The organism is Veillonella parvula, from assembly GCF_032577575.1.
GTDB lineage: Bacteria > Bacillota > Negativicutes > Veillonellales > Veillonellaceae > Veillonella.
In genome coordinates this window covers 106,487-132,273 of record NZ_JAWFVO010000002.1, presented here as the reverse complement: position 1 = coordinate 132,273, position 25,787 = coordinate 106,487, and the positions used below count along the sequence as shown (strand labels likewise).

The following is a 25,787-nucleotide window of genomic DNA, read 5'->3' as shown; positions in this document are numbered from 1 at the left end:
ATGGATATAAAAATTGTAAATGTAAGGTGTATTGACTTAAACCTAACTTTAAGTTTTATACTTGGTACATACTTGAAGTATAAAACTAGTTATTTTTAGTGACAATCTTTATAATCTTTATACTATTTGATGTATAGTGATTGTAGTTGAAGTAATTAGAATTTGTATTGAAAGGATTACCATGAACTTAATTGATGTAAAATCTCCAGCCGATTTAAAAGGCTTATCTATTTCTGAATTAACAGATTTGACAGCACAAGCTCGTCAAGCTCTCATGACAAAGGTTTCTGAGCACGGCGGCCATTTTGGGCCACCTATGGGTGCAGCAGAAATGATTATGGCCTTGCACTATGTATTTAATTCTCCTGTAGATAAAATCGTATATGATGTATCCCATCAATCGTATGTACATAAAATGGTTACAGGACGTGCCTTAGCATTTTTAGATCACGACCATTATGATGATGTAACAGGCTATACGGATCCAACTGAAAGTGAGCATGATTTCTTTAACATTGGTCATACCTCTACATCGATCTCGTTAGCATCTGGTCTGGCTACTGCTCGAAATCTAAAGGGAGACTCTGAAAATATTATTGCCATCATTGGTGATGGTTCTTTATCTGGTGGGGAAGCCTTTGAAGGTCTTGATTATGCCGCAACATTAAACAGTAATATGATTATTATCGCCAACGATAATGACCAATCCATTGCAGAAAATCATGGTGGTTTGTATCGTGGCCTTCGTGAATTGCGCGAGTCTAATGGTGAAAGCCCTAACAATATTTTCAAGGCTCTTGGTTTAGATTATCGCTTCGTAGCAGATGGCAATGATTTGGAAACCTTGATTGATGTATTTAAGGACGTAAAAGATATTGATCATCCAATCGTGTTACATATAGTTACGCAAAAAGGTAAGGGCTATGCTATTGCAGAGCAAAATAAAGAAGCTTTCCATTGGACAATGCCCTTTGATTTAGAAACAGGCAAACCAAAAGAGGAAGATCATGGCCCAACTTATGCTGGTACCATTGCTAATTACTTGATGGAACAAATTAAAGTAGATCCAACTGTGGTAGCTATTAATGCAGGCACACCAGGTGGCTTTGGTTTTACTCCAGAATGGCGCAAGGTGGCAGGAAAACAATACATCGACGTAGGTATTGCAGAAGAACATGCCATCGCTATGAGTTCTGGTATCGCTAAAAATGGTGGTAAACCAGTATTTAATGTATATAGTACCTTTCTACAACGTACCTATGACCAATTGGTACAAGATCTTTGTGTAAATAACAATAGTGCTGTTATTATCAATCACTATGCCTCCGTGTATGGTATGAACGATGTAACTCATTTAGGGTTCTTTGATATTCCTATGCTTACTAGCATTCCTAATTTAGTATACTTAGCACCTACTAATAATGAAGAATTGTTAGCTATGACCGAGTATGCAGTTCATCAACATGAGCATCCTGTAGCAATTCGTGTTCCTGTAGGTGAATTTACATCTACTGGTGTAGCCGATACGACTGATTACAGTATTTTAAATAAATCTGAAGTGACTCGTCGTGGTGAACGCATTGCCTTATTAGGTCTTGGTAATTTCTATCATCTAGCTAATCAAGTGGCCGATGAATTGGCTAAAGACGGTATCAATGCAACTGTAGTAAACCCTAAATTTGCATCTGGCCTTGATGAAGAACTACTAGAAGAATTGAAAGCAAATCATTCTGTAGTATTTACGTTAGAAGATGGTGTAGTTGAAGGCGGTTGGGGCCAGCGTGTAGCTAGTTTTTATGGACCATCTAACATGCGTGTTAAGAACTATGGTATTGCTAAAGAATTTCACGATCGTTATGATGCAACTGAATTGTTACGAGAAAATGGCGTTTCTTTAGAACAAATTGTGACTGATGCAAAACAAGTTTTATCTGTTTAGTTTGATAAAATATTAAATAAATAATTCTTTGTAAATACAGTAGAAATCTGGAATTGGCAGATTTCTACTGTGTTATTTTTTTATTTGTTCAATTTCATTCTATAATTAAGTGTGGTTTATAAATATATAATTTTTATAGATAAATATATATAATTTATTAAAAGATTATAGATTTTTTTCGAATAGGACTATAAAAATTAGATGAAGTATTATATAATAATATCTACAGTATGTATTACAGTAGAACAGTAAAATAAATCCATTGATAATATACGCTACTATTGCAGTATTATACAATTAGTATTAATGATAAGGGAGATTGTAAGACTTTGAAAAGAGTATTAACCTTAACATTAGCCGTGGCCATCGTTGCCGGTGGCTATATGTTTGAGGCTAATGGGGCGGGAGAACAACCTTCTAAACAGGCACCATCTATATCTGAGATAAATATATATACGCCAAAAGAGCTTAATGCACGTCAGAAAGACTTGGTTGAAATCGGCCGCTATACTGCGTCTGGTGATCAAGGTGCATTAAAGAGTGTAATTGCATCTGCTATTGAGCGAGGCACGTTGACGCCGCAAGAGGTGAGTATTGCCATTCGTCAGCTTTACTCTGCTGCGGGCTTGAAACAAATGAATGCTGCTTTAGCTACATTTGATCAATTACGTGATGAACGCCCTGAGTTTGGCGATGAGTACGAAAAATTGGTTCCAAAGCAAACAGGACTTAGTGCTTTATTGGGGAATGGCACTAATGGGGCACCTTTAACAAAGCCGAAAGCTGAGGAAACAAAAGAGGGGGTTCAATATAATACGTTCCGTATGAAAAAACCAAAACCTCAAAATCGTAATCGTTCACGTTTAGGTAAATTGGACCGTGAATTGGTCGCTGCGGCAGCACTAGGTACTCGAGTTGGTAAAAATAATCTTTTTACTGCAGCTGAAAAGAGTTTATCTGAACTTGGCTTAAGTCAATATCAAATTGAAAATTTAGAAGCTATGATTTTCCAATAAAATGTAGACCTACTTCTTTCGGAAGTAGGTTTTTTTTTATGGCTTCTACTTTCACAGTTTTAATGATTAGGGTTAAATCCATAGAATGTAATTGACGTTTAAGGTCCCCTTTTCTATAATTAATAAGATAGGTATATGACCTGTAATAATAAATATAAACAAATATAAATATATTATTAAAAATAGATGTAAGGAGAAAGTATGCGCCTTCGTAGAAAACCATGGATTGATGAAGCTATCCACGAATATGACTCTCATATTATTTTGTCTGGCCAAGAAGCATATAAAGGCAAGTGGTGTGAATTATTTGAACATCCTGAGTACCCATTATATATGGAACTAGGGACGGGGAAAGGTCGCTTTATTGCGGGGATGTCTGAAGTGTATCCAAATGCTAACTTCGTAGGTTTTGAAGTGCAGCTGGGGGTTATTTATTATGCAGCACAAAAAATCTTTGAAGGGGAGCGGAACAATGCAAAGGTATCTTTATTTGATATCGCAGGTATTGAAGAGATAGTAGCACCAGGTGAAGTTGATCGTTTCTATATTAACTTCTGTGATCCCTGGCCTAAGGCGAAACATGCAAAACGCCGCCTTACATATCACACATTTCTCGACCGTTATGCTCGTCTTTTGAAAGATGGTGGTGAAGTCCACTTCAAGACGGATAATGAAGGATTGTTTATGTTTTCTCTCGAAGAATTCAAAGAATGCGGTTGGGAGCTTAAAAATGTAACGTATGATTTACATAGTACGGATCTTCCAAATGTAAAGACTGAATATGAAGAAAAATTTAGTGAAAAAGGTCAACCTATTTTCCGCTTAGAAGCAATTAAGCCAAAAGTACAAAAGGAGGCTTAACATGGAAACACCGAATAAGGGGGATAGTCGGTGGGGCTCACTCTTTAAAAATGACTTACAAGGTATGCTCTTACCTATTCTTCTCATTACAATTATAGGTAGTGTAAATATCTTTAGTGCTACTTATATCAGCTCTATCTATGAAAATACAGGATTATTAGGCTACTTTTTAAAGCACATGACATTCTTGCTTTTGTCTATGGCAGCTGGTGTCATATTGTATCGTTATGATTACCGTCAGTTACAGAAGCCTCACATGTTGCAAAGAATTATGATTGCTACACTAATTGGGATGATCTTGGTTCTTGTGATTGGTGCAGTCATTAATGGTGCACGTCGTTGGATTGTTATTGGGCCTGTATCGATTCAACCTTCAGAATTTGCGAAATTGGCTGCCTTGATATGGACGTCGGCTAAATTGAGCACCATGCGGAAATGGGGAAAACCAAAGCATACTAACCCTCTCATTAATTTACAAGGTTATTTTAGTGAACGTATAAGTTATATGTTGCCAATGTTAATATGGCCAATTATATTTGCAGGCTTAACAATCTTGCAACCAGATATGGGCACGACCGTATTGATTTTTGGCTTTTCCTTTGTGCTCATTTACTTAGCGGGCTTTGATGGAAAATTCTTTGGCGGAGCTTTTGTGATAGCTGGATTTCTTGGCTTTATTGCAGCTCGTATGTCGCCATATCGTTGGGAACGTATTCAATCTTGGTTTGATCCTTGGCCTCATGCACAGGATATGGGGTATCAAACAGTTCAAGGCTTGTTGGCTGTAGGTTCTGGTGGCATTTTAGGCGAAGGCTTTATGCAAGGTACATCAAAGTATTTCTACTTACCAGAAGCACACACGGACTTTGCTTTTGCTGTATGGGCGCAAGAAATGGGCTTCATTGGTGCAGTGTTTGTTGTCGTTCTGATTGCAGCTTTTACCTATTTTGGGTTCCGCATTTCTAATAAGGCTCGTGATGAATTCGGGAAATGGTTAGCAATGGGAATAACATTGCTTATCAGTGGTCAGGCCTTGTTTAACATCGCCATGGTATGTGGTATCATGCCTGTAACGGGGGTACCATTACCGTTTGTTAGTTATGGCGGCTCTTCATTACTGATGAATTTCATGGCTATTGGGTTGCTGGCAAGTATTGGCCGTCGTAATGTAGAAGGGGTGAAACCAGTTGGTACAGCTGAACCATTACCATCTTTGCGTGAAGAAACACAAAGTCGTTTCAAGCCTGCTGCTACGACGCGTACTAATAAGACAAATATGCCTGGACCGTTTAAACCACGGTCTTCTAAAAAGTCGACTCGTAGACAGACTAAATTTGAACGTTAATATTTAACTTATGTATCATAAGATGAATCTGTTTGTGTAAATTCATAGAGTATATTTAAGGACTGTACTATATGAACTTAGCATCGTTATATTGTGTGTGAGGAGAAACGATGAAAGATTATATTGATATTCAAGAACGCCCATCATGGGGCCGAATGTTACCACTTAGTTTTCAACATTTATTTGCCATGTTTGGCTCTACTGTATTAGTACCGTATTTATTAAAAGTAGACCCAGCAACGGCATTGTTTATGAATGGTATTGGTACATTATTGTACTTATTTGTGTGTAAGGGCAAGATCCCTGCATATCTTGGTTCTAGCTTTGCCTTTATTGCGCCTGTAGCAGGTGTGTTATCTGCAGGTCTTGGTTATGAAGCTGCAAAAGGGGCCTTCGTTGTATTTGGTCTATCTTTTGTTATTTTATCTATTCTCGTTCGTTATATTGGTACGCGTTGGATTGATAAATTATTCCCGCCCGCAGCTATGGGTGCTATCGTAGCTATTATCGGCTTAGAATTAGCGCCAGTAGCGATGAGTATGTCTGGACTTATCGGCAATCAAGATTTAGGTATGAGCCATAGCCAAGCTGTTATTATCTCCATGTTTTCCTTAGTTGTTACCTTGCTTGGAACTGTTGTGTTCCGTGGTTTCTTAGCTGTTATTCCTGTTCTTATTGGTGTTGTCTCCGGTTATGTATTGTCTGCTGTGATGGGAGTTGTTGACTTCTCTGGTGTAGAAGCTGCTCCTTGGCTTTCTTTGCCTCAGTTCTACGGCATGCCTGTATTTGATATCAATGCAATTATCATGATTATGCCAGCACTCTTTGTAGTATTTGCTGAGCACGTTGGTCACTTGGTTGTAACTAGTAACATCGTTGCCAGAGACTTGATGAAAGAGCCTGGTCTACAAAGATCCTTGCTTGGTGATGGCCTTGCAAATATTCTTTCTGGTTTCTTTGGTGCGACACCAAATACGACGTATGGTGAAAACATCGGCGTACTTGCAATTACTCGTTGCTTCAGCGTATGGGTAATCGGTGGTGCTGCAGTTTTAGCAATGATTGTGTCCTTTGTAGGTAAAGTGGCAGCTCTTATTCATGCTATTCCGGTACCTGTTATGGGTGGTGTATCTATTCTATTGTTCGGTATCATCGCAGCATCTGGCTTGCGTATGCTTGTAGAACGTAAAGTAGACTACACAAACCCTGTTAATATGATTCTTACATCCGTTATCCTTGTGGTAGGTCTTAGCGGTGCAGAACTCGCAGTTGGTCCTGTTGTATTAAAAGGGATGGGCCTTGCCACTGTAGTAGGTATGGCTATGAGCATTAGCTTGTTAATCCTTCAAAAAACAGGCGTTGGCAATGACCAATTGAAAAAAACAGAAGTATAATATCATGGCTCTTTAAAATCTTGGAATATAACCTTGAGATCATAAAGTAAATTGATTTGTACTCAGTATAATAAACGACTACTGAACTAGGTTGAACCTGAGTAAGTAGTCGTTTTTATTTAGTGTCTTTATAATTTATCCTCAATATTGTATAATGAACATATAAGTTGTATAAAATTAATTTTAGAGAGGAGGGCCTATGGAGTTTTTAATATGGATGGCTATCGGTGTTTCTTTGATGGCTGTAGAACTCGTAGTACCAGGCGGTATTTTAGGTCTTATCGGTTATTGCGCATTCCTATGGGGCGTTTATGTAGCTCTTGGGGAAGGTACGGTAGCATTGTATGCCGTGCTAGGATTAACAGCCTTGTTAATTGTCCTTATCATCGTGTTCTTTAATCACTTTGAAAAGACATGGATAGGCAAATTGTTTACCTTAGGGCAACGGTCTACGACAAAAGCTGGTTATGTATCTAATGATGTATTAGAAGATTTGGCTGGCAAGGAAGGTGTAGCTCATACAACACTACGCCCTGCAGGTATTGCTAAGATTAATGGTAATTTGGTAGATGTTGTAACCGAAGGTGACTTCATCGATGCCGGTTCACCTATTGTGGTCCTTCGAGTTGTAGGTGGCCGCAATATTGTTAGAAAGCGAGATTAAGCTTTCACAACATCGTCGTAAATCATGGAGGTTATTATGGATGTAGGTATTTTAATTTTGATTCCCATTCTGCTGATTGGTATTATGGTATTCTTATATGTTGTGCCATTAGGCCTTTGGGTATCTGCTTTAGCAGCGGGCGTTAATGTTGGTATTTTTACACTTGTAGGTATGCGCTTACGTCGCGTAAATCCGTCTCAAATTGTAATGCCGTTGATTAAAGCTAATAAAGCGGGGCTTGATGTGAATGTAAATCAGTTGGAAGCGCATTACCTTGCAGGTGGTGACGTTGACCGCGTTGTGGATGCTTTGATTGCCGCTGAACGGGCATCTATTCCGTTGACCTTTGAACGTTCCGCAGCTATCGACCTCGCCGGTCGTGATGTATTGGAAGCGGTTCAAATGTCCGTTAATCCTAAAGTGATTGAAACTCCAATTATTTCTGCGGTAGCAAAAAATGGTATCGAATTGAAAGTTCGTGCTCGTGTTACTGTACGTGCGAATATCGATCGCCTCGTTGGTGGTGCTGGTGAAGCCACAATTATTGCCCGTGTAGGTGAAGGTATCGTAACGACTGTAGGTTCCTCTGAAGAACATACAGATGTATTGGAAAATCCAGATCACATTTCCCGTACTGTATTGGGTAAAGGCCTTGATGCGGGTACTGCATTCGAAATCTTGTCCATCGATATCGCTGACGTAGACGTGGGACGTAACATTGGCGCTCAATTGCAAACTGACCAAGCGGAAGCGGATAAGAAAATCGCTCAAGCTCGTGCGGAAGAACGTCGTGCAATGGCTGTTGCTACAGAACAAGAAATGCGTGCTAAAACACAAGACATGCAAGCTAAGGTTGTGGAAGCACAAGCTGAAGTCCCTAAAGCATTGGCAGAAGCTTTCAGAAATGGTAATCTTGGCGTTATGGATTACTACAATATGAACAATATTATTGCAGACACTAAAATGCGTGAAAACTTAGCAGATGGTGAATAGGAGTAGCTATGGACTCTATTTTGTCTTCAGTGCTATCCATCTTTTCGCATAATCCAATCTTTGTTTTAGGTATCATAGCGTACATTGCTTTTTCCATTATAAAAAATAAGAATACTGAAGAGTCTGAAGAGTATGATGAGTATGAAAGCTCTGGTGGCGGAACTTGGGAAGATATGGAGCGCGAATATGGCATCTCCATAGAACGCAAGGTAGATGAACCGTCTATGGAAGATTTGTCTAAGGTTGATGACTTTTATCGGGACTCTTATGAAGATAAACCGATTGTCAATCAGCAACCAGAACCCCCATCGCAAACTATGGAGGACATACATTTCAATGAAGAGGCTGCAGCAGCTCAACGAGATATTGAAGCCTTATCAATGAAAAGTTCCAGTAGCACTCCAAGTTATACTACCAGTAAGACTCGCTTAGATAGAGAAGCTGTTACGGGGCCGACCTTAAGTGAAAGACTAGCTGAGTTTAAACGAGATAAAGCAGCTAAAGAGGGACAAGTTCTTGTTGAAAATGTAGGCATTACAACTGCGCCTACTGCTCTAGCTGCGACTTCAACTTGTGGGCGTAGATCTAATCATGCTTTAAAAGAGGGCATGAAATGGTCCATCATTTTAAGTAAACCTAAAGCTCTTGAACGTAGATACCGCTAATGAAGCAATCTATTTATAAGCGTATAAACTAATTATGGTTTTATTAGAACATAAATAATAACGGATTGTGCACTGATGTGGTATAGCAACCATACTGTCACATATCATAATGTGGGGCATATAATTACATATTGAAAGAGGTTCCTATTGGTCACCTATGTGACTATTAGGAACCTCTTTTTTATTGTTTTTTCCTAGTGAAACTTTCACAATAATAGGGGAAGGAGTTCGTTTATAAGGAAAGGTAAAATTATGTATCGAAATGTGCGTGTTATACCAAAACAGCTGTTGCACCAATTATATATAGAGAAGCAATGGAGCGTTCGCGATGTGGCGGATTATTTTCAATGTAGTGTTGATACCATCATGCGCCGTATGAAAGCGTACGATATCGAACGGAGGCCTCTGAAGAAAGAAATCAATATGGTCCATGTACAAGCTTTGTATGAGACCGGTAAGTGGTCGCTCCATTCATTAGCAAAGCGTTATGATGTGTCTATTACGACGATGGCGAATCGCTTGAAGGAATATGGATTGGTTTGTCAGCAATCAAATAAAAACGTCTCTATAGATGTAGTACGTATATGTAGGGCTTATAAAAGTGGAAATAGTACAGATGCTATTGCTCGTATGTATGGTATATCGCGATGGAAAGTTCACCATGTATTGCGGCATATGGGAAATTGCTTACTTCCTAAAGCGCGAAAGCCTATGCGCGTAGAGGAGATGGCTTATTTATATATTCATCATCACATGAGTACAGATGACATTGGATTGGCTTATGGGATACGTGGTTCTACAGTGGCGATGTATTTGCGAGAGCAAGGTATAGAAATAAGGGCAAATACTCTTGATCTAGACGAAAATAAGATTAAAAAACTCCGTGCACAAGGTTATGGAGTTGCAAAGATTGCACAGGTGATGGGATGCTCTACCTCTGCTGTGCGAAAGCGTCTAGCTATGAAAAAATATATCTCTCCTTGATGTAGTGTGGTAGATACTATATACTTAAATTTATACAATGATGGGAGGAATATTATGCTCGAAATTATATCTGCTTTAACACCGTTTTTATTACTGGGCTTAGTGGCTGCTGGCTTATCTCGCCTTTCTGGAGTAGCCTTATCAATGGTTGTAGTACCAACCTTATTGATTTGGGGTGCCACTGCGGTTGACGTAATCGCTTTTATGTTGCTTTTTGTGGTGTACAACAACTTCACTATGGAAACACAAGATATTCGTTTAGATTATAAAGATCTTGTCTTATTCCCTAAATGGCGCCTGTGCATTCCCTTTATTTTGAGTTTGGTAAGCGCCTTCTTTGTTCCTGCTGCAGGCATTGCCGTTTTTATGGCTTGCTTTGTTTTAGAGTTATTGGCTACTGTGTATAAACGCATTCCTGAAAATAAACGGCCTCGTTTACAGCGCGTAATAGTAGCATCGATTTTGAGTGCCGTTGTAACAGCTGTAGGCGCCTATATAGGTCCTAAAATTCCTAGTGAATTCTACTTTGTCTGTGTAGGCTTAGCCATTTTAATCGTTACGGACTTTGCATGGTATGCCGGCAAGCATAGAGATGCTTTTAGAAGCGCATGGGATAGCATTTGGGCTGGTTTTAATATATTCTTAGGCATGTTTGGCGTAGAGGCTTCATATTATCCAGCTGCACTAACGCGATCTATTCCAAATCCAATGGATCGCATGTTGCCTATGGTTACTGTAGTAGGTGGCTATGCAGGCCTTATGGTAGTATTCGGCTTTTATAACATTTTTTCTATACCGTCTTTGATTACAGCTATTGGTGCTGCTATAGGGATACGCCTCTTTGGTATGTATGAATTTCCTCGGAATGGCAGTTTCTCTTATTTGGCAATCGGTTTTGCCGTGGCTGCTGTAATTTGCTTGTATCTCGTATCTCCGACACCAGTTGGTTTTGATCATATTAATACCTTAGTTTCTCAACCAATTGGCCAATAATAATAGATAATGTAAGTCTATTGATATATTTTAATAAGTTCTTTAGTTGCTTTCACCTAGGAGCTAATTGGATTATAATGTGTGATATATCTCATATATTGTATTGAAAATTAAGTTCATATTAGAATGTGAAAGGAGTTGATGCTATATGGCAGAAACAATTGAAACAAGACCATTCCCTCCATTCTTACCAAAGAAGGCAACAGTCATGATGATGGGCACATTTCCTCCAGAACAATCAAAACGTGCTATGGAATTCCATTATCCAAATTTCCAAAATGATATGTGGCGTGTTTTTGGCCTCGTATTCTTTGATGAAAAGGATCATTTTAGAAATGGTGAGGAAAAAGCGATGGATCCTGAGAAGATTAAAGCCTTTTTGTCTGAAGCTGGAATTGCATCTTGTCCTACTGTTTTGAAAGCTATTCGCGAAAAAGGGAATGCATCTGATGCATTTCTTAAGGTCGTTGAACCAGTTCCACTTGCGGACGTACTGGAGCAAATCCCTGACTGTAAGCATATTGGTACAACAGGCGGCAAGGCTACGGAGATTTTATTGAGCCTTTTACCAGAAAAGGTTAAATTACCTAAAACTGGTGAAACAATTCCTTTTGTATTTAATGGTCGGGAATTGACATTGACACGTTTGCCATCTACATCACGTGCCTATCCGTTGAGCCTACCGAAAAAGGCTGAAGCGTACAAGAATTTCTTCAAAGCTTGTGGTCTAAAAACAAAATAAATATTTAAAGTAGCACCTTTAATAGTTGGCTTTGAGTCTTTTGGTCTCATCTGTCGCTATTGAAGGTGTTTTTATATCGTAAAAATATATGAGATATTAAAATGGAAATTAATGCATATTTATTGTGAATATGTAGTTTGTTATAAATAAAATTGATAAGATATATAATATTTTAATTCTTGTTTTTTAAAATGAGAGGTTTATAATTAACCGTTGTCGCAAACTGGTTGACAATAATTTAAAAAATGGAGTTGATATTATGGATAAGGCTAAGGAGGCCTTGTGGACAAAATCCTTTGTCCTTGATACTTTGATTAATTTCTTGGTATTTTTAATTTATTATTTATTAATCGTTATTATTGCGGTTGTAGCAAAAGATAATCTTCATGCTACGGCTAGTCAAGCGGGACTTGCTGTTGGTATATATATTATTGGCACCGTTGTAGCCCGTTTGTTGGCAGGACGGTTTATCAGTATCCTAGGGTGTCGCAAGATGCTCTATTTAGGGTTATTGATTTACTTGATTTCAACGGCTATGTATTTCTACACACCTAATTTACTAATGCTTGATAGTGTTCGTTTCTTAAATGGTTTTGCTTATGGTATTACATCTACTGCTACAAGTACTATCATAGCTGCTATTATTCCTATGTCACGCCGTGGGGAAGGGATTAACTATTATGGCTTATCTACCTCTCTCGCCGCTGCAGTAGGGCCATTCTTAGGTATCTTGATGCTTCATAGTCTTGGTTATGATTTTATCATTGCATTCTGTGTTGCACTTATCATCCTTTGCGGTATTGGCTCTGTCATCATGAAATTTAATGAACCTAAACTTGGTATTGAATCTGAAGCACATAAGGGCATTAGAATCTCGGACTACATTGAACCACGGATGAATTCAATCAGTCTTGTTTCCATTCTAGTCGGCTTTGCCTACTCTGGTGTTATTGGCTTTATGGCAGCCTACACAAAAGATCTAGATCTTATTATGGCAGGTACCTTCTTCTTTGTTGTATATGCTGTAGTTATTACTATAACAAGACCATTGCTTGGCATTGTGTTTGATATGAAGGGTGAAAACTTCGTTCTTTATCCTTGTTTTGTATCCTTAGCACTTGGTATTTTCTTATTATCCATCGCCCACTCTACATGGCTTGTGCTTTTATCGGCTGTGTTTGTTGGCCTTGGATATGGTACATTTATGTCCAACGGACAAGCTGTTACTGTTAAAATAGTACCTGTTCATCGTATTGGTGTTGCCACATCCACATACTTCATTGCCTTGGACATGGGGCTAGGCTTTGGCCCCTATATTTTAGGCGCTGTTAAAGAGGTTGTAGGTTATACTAGTATGTTCCATGTAACCGTTGTTGTGGCGCTCCTTGCACTAGTTGCTTATTATTTATTATATGGTCGTTATGTGGGGACTGAAAGAGATCTTTCTTTAAAAGCTCGCGCTGAAGAGGAAGAAATTATAAATCGTAAGCGTAATAATAAGCTTGCGTAATATGTAAATTAAAAGGACTATACGAACCTAGGCTCGTATAGTCCTTTTTGTTATCTACTACTGCTTTGCTAATGCTATTATTTTTCAATATTTACAATATTAACGATAACTTCAACCGCTTTTTTCATATCATCGATACATGCAAATTCATGACGGCCATGTAGGTTTTCTACACCTGTAAAAATATTGGGTGTAGGAATGCCCATGAAGGAGATTTTGGATCCATCTGTGCCACCGCGAATAGGATCACAAATAGGTGTAATCCCAGCTTTTTCCATAGCTGCTTTGGCTACATTTACACATTCCATATTATCTTTGATGATATCGTACATGTTGTAGTATTGGTCTTTTACAGATACTTCACATACTTCACGACCATATATTTCGTTCAATGTTTGACCTGCTTGTAAGAAGAATGCTTTTTTGGCTTCGAATAGTTCTTTGTCATGGTCGCGGATAATGTAGTTCATTTTACCGGTATCTACTTGTGTTTCCATGCTCATGAGCATAAAGAAACCTTGGCGCCCACATGTGTACTCAGGAACAGCTGCTCCTGGTAATAAAGCGTCAAATTGCATAGCTAGTTTAGCACAGTTAATCATAATGCCCTTGGCTGTGCCTGTGTGAACAGAAACACCTTTCAGGATAACGGTACCGCCTGCGGCATTAAAGGTTTCGTATTCGAGTTGACCTAGGCTTTCACCATCAATAGTGTAAGCATAGTCTACAGGGAATTGTTTAACATCGAAGTGGTCTGCGCCAGTACCGATTTCTTCGTCTGGACCGAAAGCACACATGATTCTACCATGTTTAATTTCTGGATGAGCTACGAGGTAGGCGAGAGCTTCCATGATTTCACAGATTCCAGCCTTGTCGTCACCACCGAGGAGTGTTAAACCGTCAGTTACAACTAAGGACTTTCCAATGTAATTTTTTAGATTTGGAAAGTCGGCACGTCGGGTGAAGATTTGGTGTTCTTCGTTGAGGCAAATATCACTACCATCATAGTTTTCTACGATACGAGGTTTAGTATTTTCTGCATTATAATCAGCTGTATCCATATGGGCAATGAAGCCGATGGAAGGAGCTTTCTCATCAGTGTTAGCATGTAATGTGCCGATGATAAAACCATTTTCACGATTATAAATAACCTCATCTAAACCTATTGCCTTTAAATCGGGAACGAGCACATTCGTAGCAAAGTCTACTTGAGTTTGAGTACTAGGAATGGTTGTACTTTCCTCATTAGACCGTGTATTTATGCTCGTATAGCGTACAAAACGTTCGACCATTGATTCCATAATGAGCCTCCTCGTAAGTAAACATACGTGTTATACAGGGCAGTATACGATACCGTTACATAATAATAGAGATTCTTAATATACTTTCATTGTAGAACAGGGACGCCAAAAATGCAAAATAATTATTTATAGGGGGTGTATTGTTTTATTCGCATAGTGCATAGAAAACCATTGAACCATGTGTAGTACCGTGTTAGTATAAAGGTGAATAGTTATACGTTTGTACTTTTTCTGTGAGGAGGTTTTACTATGTCGGACGAGGTTCGTTCCATTCCACCCATAGAACCGGTGTTAGATCCTAAGAAAGATTACGTAGAGATTAATTCATATGTAGTATTCTGGGGCTTGTTCTATGCGGCAGTTTTCACACTGGCTGTTGGCTATTTATGTTTGAAAATCGGTCAAACAGTAGATGCCTTTGCACCAGTATCTGTACTTGCTATGGGTACAGCAGTTATTCTAAAGCGGCAAAATGCTTTTGCCGAAACGGTACACATTCAAGCTATCGCTAGTTCTAGTACGAACACATTAGCAGGGGCTATGTTCTTCTTGCCAGCTCTTTACATCTGGAATGTAACAGATGTATCATTCGTACAAATGGCGATTCCTATCATTCTTGGCGGCGTTTTAGGTGTTTTATTATGCGTTATGTTCCGTCGCTATTTCGTTGAGGAAATGCACTATGTGTATCCGTTCCCAAGTGGTCGTGCTGCAGCGGAAGTATTGATGAGTAATGAAGGTAGCAAAGCAAAACTTATGCTTGGCTCTGGTTTAATTGCTCTCGTGTATGACTTTATTCTTAATAGTTTAGGGTGGTGGCAAGAGGTTATTCGCACTGCTACCTTTAAGTGGGGGGCAGCCCTTGCAGATCAAACTAAGCTAACCGCAGCGGTAGATACTGATGCAGCATTGCTTGGCCTTGGTTATTTCACGGGCCTTCGCTATGCGGCTATCATTGCAGCGGGTTCCTTCTTCTCTTGGTTTGTATGTATTCCGATTGTGTACTATTTAGCGCCTGAACATATCATGCAAATTGGCGGCCATGCAGTTCCATTAGGGGAGGCCCCAATTCGCAAGGTATTCCTTGATTATGTTCGTCATATTGGTATCGGCATGCTCGCTATGGCAGGCATCATCGGTCTAATTACAATGTCTAAAGTCGTAGCAAATGTTGTTAAAAATGCAGTGCTTGACATCTTTAGTTCTAAAACTGTAGATGTTAATTTGCTTCGTACACAACGTGATGTACCTACATCTTGGATTGGTGCTGGCATCTTGTTATGTACAGTTTTATTTGCAGCATATTTCCATTTTATGTATGCTGAAAGCTTCGGACAAACAATTGTAGCGTTCTTAATCGTTCTTATTATGTCTTTCCTATTGTCTGTAGTGGGGATTAGCTCCATCGCTTATACAGGTACGGAACCAGTTTCAGGTATGACAATCTTTATGATTATCATCTCCGCTGTATGCTTAACCGCAGCAGGTATGACTGGTAAGGTCGGCATGATTGCGGTCCTCATGATGGCATCTTTTATCGGTACTACTATTGGGATGGCTGGTAACTTCATGTCTGAGCTTAAGGTGGCACATATGACAGGTGCTACACCTAAGAAAATGGAACAATGGCAAATCGTTGGTACTATTCTTTGTGCCGTACTTTCTGTAGGTGTTATGATTCTTTTGAATGATGCTTATGGATTTGTAGGAGATCATGCATTAAATGCACCTCAAGCGAACGCTATGGCTGCCATCATTGAGCCAATGATGACTGGTGGTAGTGCTCAATGGCCTCTATACATGGCTGGCGCATTATTTGCAATCATCTTGTGGATGGTAAGAGTTCCACCGTTGGCATTTGCCTTGGGCACATACTTGCCAATGGAAATTAATACACCATTACTTATCGGAGGTTTGATTGCGTATCTTGTACAAAATAGTACAAAAGACAAAGAATTGGCAGATCTTCGCTTCTCCAAAGGTAGTACAATTGCCTCTGGTCTCGTAGCTGGTGGTGCTATTGGCTCCTTGTTTAGTGCAGTGCTTCGTATTGCAGGTGTTGATGTATTTGCTCAAGCTTGGGTAGAAACACCTGAAGCGACATATCTCAGTATCGTAATGTATTTATTACTCTGTACGTTCTTGTACAAGGTAGCTATGTATATAAAAGCTAAACATGCTAAATAAATTACATACTATATATCCTAAATGAATTGAATAGCTTATTTATTCTATAAATAACCAGGAATCCTCCATTTTGGAGATGGCCGCCTTTATCAAGTTTCATCTATGCTTGGTAAAGGCGGTCTTTTTATATACTTAGGAATGTTATTTTCGATATAGCTAAAAACTATATCAATTCAATACCTATTGGTATAGTTGGATTTGTTGACCCTTACTATATCGAATGTTATCATAAAACTATAATACCTTTAGAGGTATTATTTTTATTATGCTCATAAGTGTAAGTATAAATATATTAGTTAATTAAGGAAAAATCTGTTTCTAGATAGAACGGAGAGAAGTAAGGGTAATAATATGAAATTTAAGAAAATAGCAGCTCTATTAGGGGCTTTCACTATTGCTAGTAGTTTATTAATCGCTGGCTGTGGTAATGCGGGTAATAGTCAGAAGACATGGCGCGTAGGTACTGATGCGACCTATGCACCATTTGGTTTTAAAGACAAAGATAGTGGTAAATTAGCTGGATTTGATATTGATATTATCAATGCGATTGCAAACGAAGAGGGCATAGAAGCAGATATTCAAAATCTAAACTTTGATGCGCTTTTACCAGCATTACAAAGTAACACCATCGACATCGCTATTTCGGATATGACTATTTCTGAAGAACGTGCAAAATCCGTTGATTTTAGTAAACCGTACTATATTGCAGGTAATGGTCTCGTTGTAAACATTGATAACACCAATATTAATAGCTTTAAGGATCTAGAAGGTAAACGCATTGGTGTATCCATCGGCTCTACTGGTGCAGAGATTGCTAGCAAGATTCCCAATGCCGATGTACGTCAGTTTAATATTATTGTCGATGCGTTCTTAGAATTGCAAAATAAAGGCGTCGATGTAGTTATCAATGATACACCAGTAAACGAATATTATGTTAATGGTAAGGGCAAAGGTATCGCAAAGGTTACTGGAGAGGACTATGATGCGGCACCACTAGGTATTGCTGTGAAAAAAGGCAATACAGAGTTGCTTAACAAAATCAATGATGGTTTGGCTAAGATCAAAGCAAACGGTAAATATGCAGAAATTTATAAGAAATGGTTTGGTAAGGAGCCTCCAGCAGAGGTATTAAAATAGTTTGTAGATAGTACCAGAATGTATTATTTGATATAATATGCTAGGTAAGCCTCGTGTTATAAGAGGTATGTATAGAATGGGTGGTATGATGGCTAAACGAAGTGCATTTTTAGATATTATTAAGGAAAAGGGCGCCCTCGTCTTAGATGGGGCTTTAGGGACCGAATTAGAGCGTTATGGCTGTGATATTCAACATAAGTTGTGGTCTGCTAAGGTTCTCATGGATCAGCCAGATATCATCAAGAAAATACATATTTCTTATTTAGCTGCGGGTGCCGATATCATTCAAAGCTCTGGCTATCAAGCGACGGTAGCAGGCTTTAAAGGTTTAGGTTATGGAACGGAAGAAGCGATAGAGCTCGTTAAACTATCTGTTCGTTTAGCCGTGCAAGCTCGTAATGAGTTTTTAGAAGCAAAGGCGAGTGGGGCGCTTACATTGCGTGGTATTAAACTTGGCGAAGAGACTCCTGAGGGGGGTAGATATTTTTCTGAAGGTGCTTTACCTAAACCGTTGGTGGCAGCCTCTGTAGGACCTTATGGCGCTTTCTTGGCTGATGGCTCTGAATACCGTGGTTATCCTGATGTGCAAACAGAATATCTAGAGATATTCCATATTCCACGGCTAGCATTATTCTGCGAAGAACATCCAGACATATTATCCTTTGAAACTATACCGTCTTATGCTGAAGCGATTGCTATTGCGAGAGCTATGTCTGATCCATTTACATCAAAAGGTATTCCCGGGTGGATTGCTTTTTCCTGTAAAGATGGGCACCATGTTTCTAGTGGCGAAACCATTATTAAATGTGCACAAATGATCGACAAGGTACATCCTATTACGGGGATTGGCATTAATTGTACTAAACCGGAATATGTAGAATCCTTGATAAAAGATATCCGTACCGTTACAGATAAACCGATTGCTGTATATCCTAATCTTGGTGAAAGCTATGATAGTAAAACTAAAACTTGGTATGGCGATGCTGCATCATTTGTAGACTACGTTGAGGTATGGCGAAAAGCTGGAGCTGAAATCATTGGTGGCTGTTGTAGAACAACACCTGAAATTATCGGTGATATTGCAAAGAAAATTCACAACTAATATAGTGTGATATACAAAAAGCTATTCGAGTATAATTCGAATAGCTTTTTCTTTATATGCAAATAAAAAAGCAGTGCGAAAGCACTGCTTTTACTATGGCGGAGAGACAGGGATTTGAACCCTGGGTACGGGATAACCGCACACATGATTTCCAATCATGCTCCTTCAGCCGCTCGGACACCTCTCCATGTATTTTGTTGTGTAACAGGTACTTGTATAGTATATGAAAAAGTTAGATTTATGTCAAGCAAAAAAATAGTAGAATTATTGCATATTTACAAGGCTTTTAAAATATAGTATTTGATCTCAATAAATGGATATAAACCAAAAATCATAGCTTAGTTTTAGGCGTATAAATCTGGTATATAAAAAGAAAAAGCCGCCTAAATAGGCGGCTCTTGTATTAGAATACGTCTTTAATTTCAGCAGCTTCAATGGATGCTTTAATATCGTCTGCCATTTTTTCGATTAATGGAAGATCTTCTTCTTTCAAAGAGGATTTGATATCTAGTGGTTCGGAAACGATTTCAATGTCTTTGAAGTCATTTTCGAAATGGGAAACCATTGTTTTCATCGCAGCGGAAGCCCAAGAGTGGTTACCAATGATGGATACTTTATGGTTTTGGAAGTTAAGGGCTTTTAATTCATGAATAAAGTTTTCCATAGTAAGGTATAGATTCAAGTTATATGTAGGTGCGATAGTTACCAAGTTAGTATATTTCCAAGCATCGGAGATGATGTAGGAAGCATTAGTTTTGGAAACATCGTAAATTTTGATATCTGTAACGCCACGTTTGGAGAGTTGTTTAGCCAATTGTTGAGCAATAGCACGAGTATTGCCATACATGGAACCAAAAGCGATAACAACACCTTTTTTCTCAGCTGTATAGCTGGACCAATGTAAGTATTTGTGTGTGATATATTGGATAGATTCAGGGGTGCGCCAGATTGGACCATGAAGTGGAGCAATCCGTTTGATATCAAGGCTAGAAATTTTGCGAAGCGCATTTTGTACTTGTGGTCCATATTTACCAACGATATTTGTATAGTAACGGCGAGCTTCTTCTTCGTATGTAGCTACGAAATCGGTTTGATCAGCAAAGATATTACCATTAACTGTACCGAATGTACCAAAAGCATCTGCAGAGAACAATGTGCCTGTAGATTTTTCGTATGTACAAGTTACTTCAGGCCAGTGAACCATAGGCATAGTGTAAGAAACCAAAGTATGTTTACCTAAACAGATTTCATCGCCTTCTTTAATTTGATGGTATTGTTCTGGTTTTGGAGTGTTATAGAATTGCTCAAACATGCGGAATGTTGTAGCATTACCTACCATTTTACAATTTGGATACCGTTCCAATGTTTCCAATAATGTTTGGCAATGATCAGGCTCCATATGGTTTACGACGATGTAATCAAGTTCACGACCATTTAAGAGGTGAGTCAAGTTGTCGAAGTACTCTTCACGAATTTCAGCATCTACAGAGTCTACCACACAAGTCTTTTCATCGTCGATGAAATAGCTGTTATAGCTAACACCATTTGGAATAGGAAATAAGTTTTCGAAACGTTCTGTTGTCCAGTCATTACTACCAATCCAGTAGATATTATGAGTCATTTTCTGAGCACAATGCATAATAAAATCCTTTCTTAACCCACACTAGGTATGTATAGCTTTACATGAGAACTCATGTCTGTAAATATAGTATCAATTTATAATACTAATATTTTCGAAAAAAATCAATATTGAAAAAGCCTACTTGAAGAAGTAGGCTTTCACATGAAAGTTCATAGTGACCAATTATTTGAAGTATTTTACACCAGATGTAAAGATTGGCATTTCTAATTGGCCAGGAATATTTTTGCTGATGCCTGCACCACAGCGTTCGGAGTGTGCCATTTTGCCGAATACGCGACCATCAGGGCTATAAATACCTTCGATAGCAGCTACAGATTGGTTAGGATTGAAGCAACTATCCATGGAGGCGATACCATCAAAGTCTACATATTGTGTAGCGATTTGGCCAGTTTTATTGAACTCTAACACTTGTTGAGGAGACGCTATAAAGCGACCTTCGCCGTGAGAAATTGGTACCGTGTAAATTTCTCCCGCTTTAGCATCACTCATCCAAGGGGACTTTGTGGAAATAACTTTCGTATTGACCATGCGAGATAAGTGACGACCAATGGTATTGTATGTCAATGTAGGATGATCTGCAGTTAACGTTTCAATATGTCCACCAGGTAATAAGCCTAACTTGATGAGCGCTTGGAAGCCGTTACAAATACCTAATACAAGGCCATCTTGTTTGTACAAGAGGTTTTCTAAACCTTCTGCAAGGTATGGGTTGCGGAAGAGGGTGGCTATGAATTTACCAGAACCATCTGGCTCATCACCAGCACTGAAACCTCCTGGGAACATAAGAATTTGAGACTCTGCTAATTTAGCTTTGATTACGTCGATAGATTCTTTTAATTGTTCTGGAGTTTGGTTGCGGATAAGCACGATATCTGTTTCTGCACCAGCCCGTTCAAAGGCGCGAGCAGAGTCAAATTCACAGTTTGTGCCAGGGAATACTGGAATAAGAACTTTTGGTTTGGCACCTAGGGAGGTGCTGCGAGGTTTAGCGTGTTGATCATGAATGTAAGCGACTGCTTCACCAAAGCCGTTTGGTGCATGCATAGGGAAGATATCGTTTAGAGGTGCTTCATAAGCAGCTTGTATTTCTTTGAGAGAAACAGATTGTCCTTCCCATTCGATAACAGGTGTGGCTTGGGTTACACCGATAACCTTCACATCAGGTAATTCTAAAAGATAATTAACAGCCGTAATATCTACTTCAACGATGAAGGAACCAAGGGCTGGTTGGAAGATACCACGTTCAGCGTATTTATCGAATTTAACACCAATATTGTTGCCAAGGGCCATTTTAGTGACTGCTTCAGGAATGCCGCCTTGATCAACTACATAAGCAGAGTATACGCGACCTTTTTCAATTTGTTCTTGTAGTATATCGCAGTTTTCTTTGAATCGATCCCAATCAGGGGTGTCATCGTATGTACGAGGTACATCGAAGAATACGAGTCGGTGATCTACGCCTTTAAGGTCTTGGCTCACAATATTATCTACATGAGCTGTACCAACCGCAAAGGATACGAGAGTAGGGGGAACGGTAAGATCCATAAATGTACCGCTCATAGAGTCCTTGCCGCCGATAGCGCCGATTTCAAGTTCTTTTTGTGCTTTATAAGCACCAAGTAAAGCTGCTACTGGCTTACCCCAAGATTCTTTGGAGTTGAGGCGTTCAAAATATTCTTGTAATGTTAAGTATGCGTCTTCTCGGCGACCGCCAAGAGCTACTAATTTTGCTACAGATAAAAGCACTGCATATTGCGCACCATGATAAGGGCTCCATGTAGATAACTCAGGCACAAAACCGTGAGTCATAATACTAGCCGTTGTAGTTTCACCGTTTAGAACCGGTAATTTAGCAACCATGCCTTGGGTAGGCGTTTTTTGGAATTTGCCACCGAATGGCATGAGAACCGTATTGGCGCCCACAGTGCTGTCAAAGCGTTCCGCTAAGCCTTGTTGGGATGCTGCATTTAAATCGGATACGGCTGCGAGCCATTTTTCCTTGAAGTTATCTGCACTAGCAGAACCGCGCAAGAAGTAAGAACGATCTGTAGGAGCTTTTACGATAGCTTCTTGTTGTTGACTTGCACCATTTGTATTTAAAAAGTCGCGGCTAATATCTACAATTGTTTCGCCATTCCAGTTCATAACAAGGCGATTTGTATCAGTTACCTTAGCTACAACTGTGCACTCCAAGTTTTCTTCGTCGCAGTATGCTTTGAATGCCTCTACATCAGAAGCAGCGATAACACAGGCCATGCGCTCTTGGGATTCAGAGATGGCTAACTCTGTACCATCGAGGCCAGCATATTTTTTAGGGACTAAGTCGAGATTGATTGATACACCATCAGTTAGTTCACCGATAGCGACAGATACACCGCCTGCACCAAAGTCATTACAACGTTTGATAAGTGTCGTTACTTCGCCACGACGGAATAAACGTTGGATTTTACGCTCTGTAAGAGCATTGCCTTTTTGGACTTCTGCACCGCATGTGGATAGAGAGTCAACGGTATGTTCTTTAGAGGAACCTGTAGCGCCACCACAGCCATCACGGCCAGTTTTACCACCTAGCAATACTACCACATCGCCTGCAACTGGTACCTCACGGCGAACTTGGTTGCGAGGTGCAGCACCGATAACTGCGCCGATTTCCATGCGCTTTGCTACGTAGCCAGGATGGTAATATTCTTTTACTTCACCTGTAGCAAGGCCGATTTGGTTGCCGTAAGAGGAGTAACCACGAGCTGCTTCTTGGGTGATCTTTCTTTGTGGTAATTTGCCTTCCAATGTATCTTCAAGTTTTGTATGTGGATCGCCAGAGCCTGTGATGCGCATAGCTTGGTATACATAAGCGCGACCGCTCAATGGGTCGCGAATACAGCCACCTAAACAGGTAGCTGCGCCACCAAATGGTTCGATTTCGGTAGGGTGGTTATGGGTTTCGTTTTTGAACAATAATAACCATTCTTCGGCTTTGCCGTTTACATCGACAGGTACGATAATGGTACATGCATTGATTTCATCGGATTCATCGAGATTTGTTAGGCTGCCAGCGTGGCGTAATTCTTTTACCGCCGATGTAGCCATGTCCATGAGGGAGCGAGCTTTTTTCTTAGTCGTGTAGAGCTCAGCACGGCCTTCCATATATTCTTCGAAGGCTCCCTTTATAGAACCGGTGAAGCGGCTGTCTTCAATGGTAATATCTGTTAACTCAGTCATAAAGGTAGTGTGACGGCAATGGTCAGACCAATATGTATCGAAGAGGCGAATTTCTGTAATCGTAGGATCGCGGTGCTCCACCTCTGCGTATTGATGTCTAATCATTTGAAGGTCTGCCAATGTCATAGCAAGACCGTAGTTCTTGATGAGAGCTTCTAAATCATCATTGCTCATCATAGTAAAGCCATTGATTGTTGCCACCGGTTTTGGATCTTCTAAATCGAGAGCTAAGGTGTTTGGTACGTCAAGGCTCGCTTCTCGGGAATCAACAGGGTTAATGTAGTAGGCCTTGATGGTATTTTCTTGTTCTTTTGTAAAGGTGCCGTCGATAGCATATACGCGAGCACAACGCACGATGTGGCCGGATGTAAGGGTGAGCATAGAAATACATTGCTCTGCGCTATCAGCACGTTGATCGTATTGACCTGGCACATATTCAACAGCAAATACAAAGCCTTGTACATTTGGAATTTCTTCTAATACAGTATCTACAGGAGGTTCAGAAAAAATTAAATTTTTAGCAGACTCTAGATCTTTTGCATCTAAATTTTCGATGTCGTATCGCTCATAGATAGTCACAGCTGTAGCAGGCATAGATAATTCCTGTTGTAAGGTTTGTAACATGCGTTGCGCTTCTAGGTTGAAAGATTCTCGTTTTGTTACGAATAATCGTTGTATAGCCATTGTAGCCTCCTGTAATGTATATAATTCCCTATGGGATATTGACAAATTAAGTATAGTCGGTCTAGACTTATAAGTAAAGATAATCTTACTAATGAAAAGATTAGAAATACTAATAAATATGAAAAGTTCATGAAGGTCATAAGACCTAACTTTCATGAAGATTTCTACATATTCATTATATATTGAGAGTCTATAGTTATAATAGGGTAATGATATGTGTATTTAAAAGTAAGAAGTTACTATTAGTATATAACAGAGGTGAATAAAATGGCAGTATCTGCAGATTTATATAGAACCTTTCTAGGGGTAGGCTTATATTTATCTTTTTCCCGTGCCGCAAAAGAATTAGGCGTGTCCCAATCCGCCATCAGTCAAAGTATTAAACAATTAGAAGGAGAACTTAATATGCCTCTCTTCGTGCGTACTACAAAATCTGTAGGGTTCACGCCAGAAGGTAAAGAATTGTTTGATACGGTAGCTAAAGCTTTCTCCATTCTTGATAATGGTGTTACCCAATTACAAGAACGGGTTAGTCAAGCTTATGAAAGTTTAAATTTGGCTGCCACAGATACTTTGTGTCGCCATTTCCTATTGCCTTATTTCCACAAATGGCAATTACAAGAAAGTGAAATTGGCTTACATATCATTAATCGTCCGTCTCCTGATTGTGTAGAATTAGTACTCAATAAAGAGGCGCAATTAGCTGTGGTTAATGATTATGAGGGCTTGAGAGATAATCCTCAGCTAGAGGTAACTACGCTAGCTACCATTCAAGACGTCTTTGTTGGGGGCCCTGACTATAAAGGGGCAGGATTCTTTGATCAAGGGCGCCTTCTTAACGAGCCTATTTTACTCTTGCATAAAGGCTCTGCTAGTCGTACATTCTTTGACGATGTAACACATGGTGCTTGTCGTAAGCCTCGCTTTGAATTGGGTAGCGTCGATGTATTACTAGATCTTGTAGAAATCAATATGGGTATTTCCATGTTGCCTAATCATGTGGTACAACAAAAAATGCAAGAAGGGACTATTGTGCGCATCGATACAGATATTCCGGTACCAACACGCGACATTGTGCTTGTGCGTTCTCGCTTGGTTCCTCAATCTGAAGGGGCTGCAAGATTTACGTCCTTGCTAGTTAATCGTGAAAGTACTCGAGATAAAGTTTTATAAGAAAAAGACATGTTTAAAGACATACTTTAGGAAAATTTCTTAAAGTGTGTCTTTTTATATATTAGTGTGAGTTTTACCGTGCTATATTATATTCCTATAAAGCAGTTGAGTTATATAATTCATATATGAAATATTTAAGTCTTATTTGCAATGATATTTATGGGGTATATTATAAGACTTTTACTAGATATAGGTTGACCCTAAGGGGTTGTTTACGTTAAAATTTAAAGATAGTT

Annotated in this window: 19 protein-coding genes and 1 tRNA gene; 16 read left to right on the top strand and 4 right to left on the bottom strand. The window is 39.3% G+C overall.

Features of this window, described 5'->3' with window-relative positions; all coding sequences use genetic code 11:
* Positions 1-181: 181 nt before the first annotated feature.
* The 12 genes from E7K77_RS04540 to E7K77_RS04485 all read left to right on the top strand — a co-directional run bounded on the left by E7K77_RS04540 (position 182) and on the right by E7K77_RS04485 (position 13,106).
* A complete protein-coding gene (locus tag E7K77_RS04540; protein ID WP_024062106.1) occupies positions 182-1,939 on the top strand; it encodes a 1-deoxy-D-xylulose-5-phosphate synthase in 1,758 nt (585 codons plus the stop codon).
* A 329-nt stretch (positions 1,940-2,268) separates the two neighbouring features.
* Complete coding sequence (locus E7K77_RS04535; protein ID WP_038125785.1) at positions 2,269-2,955, top strand: carboxymuconolactone decarboxylase family protein; 687 nt, start codon at positions 2,269-2,271, stop codon at positions 2,953-2,955.
* A 201-nt stretch (positions 2,956-3,156) separates the two neighbouring features.
* On the top strand, positions 3,157-3,816 hold the full coding sequence (gene trmB / locus E7K77_RS04530; protein ID WP_287526471.1) for a tRNA (guanosine(46)-N7)-methyltransferase TrmB: 660 nt from the start codon (positions 3,157-3,159) through the stop codon (positions 3,814-3,816).
* A 1-nt stretch (position 3,817) separates the two neighbouring features.
* A complete protein-coding gene (locus E7K77_RS04525; protein WP_287526473.1) occupies positions 3,818-5,161 on the top strand; it encodes an FtsW/RodA/SpoVE family cell cycle protein in 1,344 nt (447 codons plus the stop codon).
* Positions 5,162-5,271: 110 nt separating this feature from the next.
* Complete coding sequence (gene uraA / locus E7K77_RS04520; RefSeq protein ID WP_278604930.1) at positions 5,272-6,555, top strand: uracil permease; 1,284 nt, start codon at positions 5,272-5,274, stop codon at positions 6,553-6,555.
* Positions 6,556-6,754: 199 nt separating this feature from the next.
* Positions 6,755-7,219 carry an NfeD family protein gene (locus E7K77_RS04515; RefSeq protein ID WP_287526477.1) on the top strand — a complete coding sequence of 155 codons (465 nt, stop codon included), beginning with the start codon at positions 6,755-6,757 and terminating at the stop codon, positions 7,217-7,219.
* A gap of 36 nt (positions 7,220-7,255) precedes the next feature.
* A complete protein-coding gene (gene floA / locus E7K77_RS04510) occupies positions 7,256-8,212 on the top strand; it encodes a flotillin-like protein FloA (RefSeq protein WP_004693762.1) in 957 nt (318 codons plus the stop codon).
* A gap of 8 nt (positions 8,213-8,220) precedes the next feature.
* On the top strand, positions 8,221-8,877 hold the full coding sequence (locus E7K77_RS04505; protein ID WP_105087136.1) for a hypothetical protein: 657 nt from the start codon (positions 8,221-8,223) through the stop codon (positions 8,875-8,877).
* A 252-nt stretch (positions 8,878-9,129) separates the two neighbouring features.
* Complete coding sequence (locus E7K77_RS04500; protein ID WP_287509537.1) at positions 9,130-9,861, top strand: sortase; 732 nt, start codon at positions 9,130-9,132, stop codon at positions 9,859-9,861.
* Between the two features lie 54 nt (positions 9,862-9,915).
* A complete protein-coding gene (locus E7K77_RS04495) occupies positions 9,916-10,854 on the top strand; it encodes a hypothetical protein (RefSeq protein ID WP_021147757.1) in 939 nt (312 codons plus the stop codon).
* A 148-nt stretch (positions 10,855-11,002) separates the two neighbouring features.
* Positions 11,003-11,596 carry a DNA glycosylase gene (locus tag E7K77_RS04490; protein WP_008602839.1) on the top strand — a complete coding sequence of 198 codons (594 nt, stop codon included), beginning with the start codon at positions 11,003-11,005 and terminating at the stop codon, positions 11,594-11,596.
* 259 nt (positions 11,597-11,855) lie between these two features.
* The gene (locus E7K77_RS04485; RefSeq protein ID WP_287526483.1) at positions 11,856-13,106 is read left to right on the top strand and encodes an MFS transporter; all 1,251 of its coding nucleotides are present in this window, start codon (positions 11,856-11,858) and stop codon (positions 13,104-13,106) included.
* 77 nt (positions 13,107-13,183) lie between these two features.
* On the opposite strand, the gene pepT is transcribed toward E7K77_RS04485, so the two are convergent.
* On the bottom strand, positions 13,184-14,407 hold the full coding sequence (gene pepT, locus E7K77_RS04480; protein ID WP_287526485.1) for a peptidase T: 1,224 nt from the start codon (positions 14,405-14,407) through the stop codon (positions 13,184-13,186).
* Positions 14,408-14,656: 249 nt separating this feature from the next.
* Between pepT and E7K77_RS04475 the strand changes: the two genes are divergently transcribed.
* The 3 genes from E7K77_RS04475 to mmuM all read left to right on the top strand — a co-directional run bounded on the left by E7K77_RS04475 (position 14,657) and on the right by mmuM (position 18,833).
* Positions 14,657-16,594: an OPT family oligopeptide transporter gene (locus E7K77_RS04475; protein WP_004697976.1), complete on the top strand. Its 1,938-nt coding sequence runs from the start codon at positions 14,657-14,659 to the stop codon at positions 16,592-16,594.
* Between the two features lie 351 nt (positions 16,595-16,945).
* Positions 16,946-17,731: a basic amino acid ABC transporter substrate-binding protein gene (locus E7K77_RS04470; protein ID WP_155086386.1), complete on the top strand. Its 786-nt coding sequence runs from the start codon at positions 16,946-16,948 to the stop codon at positions 17,729-17,731.
* 76 nt (positions 17,732-17,807) lie between these two features.
* Complete coding sequence (gene mmuM, locus E7K77_RS04465; protein ID WP_155086419.1) at positions 17,808-18,833, top strand: homocysteine S-methyltransferase; 1,026 nt, start codon at positions 17,808-17,810, stop codon at positions 18,831-18,833.
* 96 nt (positions 18,834-18,929) lie between these two features.
* Here mmuM and E7K77_RS04460 read toward each other — a convergent pair.
* From E7K77_RS04460 to E7K77_RS04450, 3 genes are all read right to left on the bottom strand, one after another.
* Positions 18,930-19,020, bottom strand: a tRNA-Ser gene (locus tag E7K77_RS04460).
* Positions 19,021-19,236: 216 nt separating this feature from the next.
* Positions 19,237-20,472: an FprA family A-type flavoprotein gene (locus E7K77_RS04455; RefSeq protein WP_004697979.1), complete on the bottom strand. Its 1,236-nt coding sequence runs from the start codon at positions 20,470-20,472 to the stop codon at positions 19,237-19,239.
* 165 nt (positions 20,473-20,637) lie between these two features.
* Complete coding sequence (locus E7K77_RS04450) at positions 20,638-24,378, bottom strand: phosphoribosylformylglycinamidine synthase (protein WP_325306315.1); 3,741 nt, start codon at positions 24,376-24,378, stop codon at positions 20,638-20,640.
* A gap of 267 nt (positions 24,379-24,645) precedes the next feature.
* On the opposite strand from E7K77_RS04450, the gene E7K77_RS04445 reads away from it, so the two are divergent.
* Complete coding sequence (locus tag E7K77_RS04445) at positions 24,646-25,551, top strand: LysR family transcriptional regulator (RefSeq protein ID WP_004693739.1); 906 nt, start codon at positions 24,646-24,648, stop codon at positions 25,549-25,551.
* Positions 25,552-25,787: the final 236 nt, after the last annotated feature.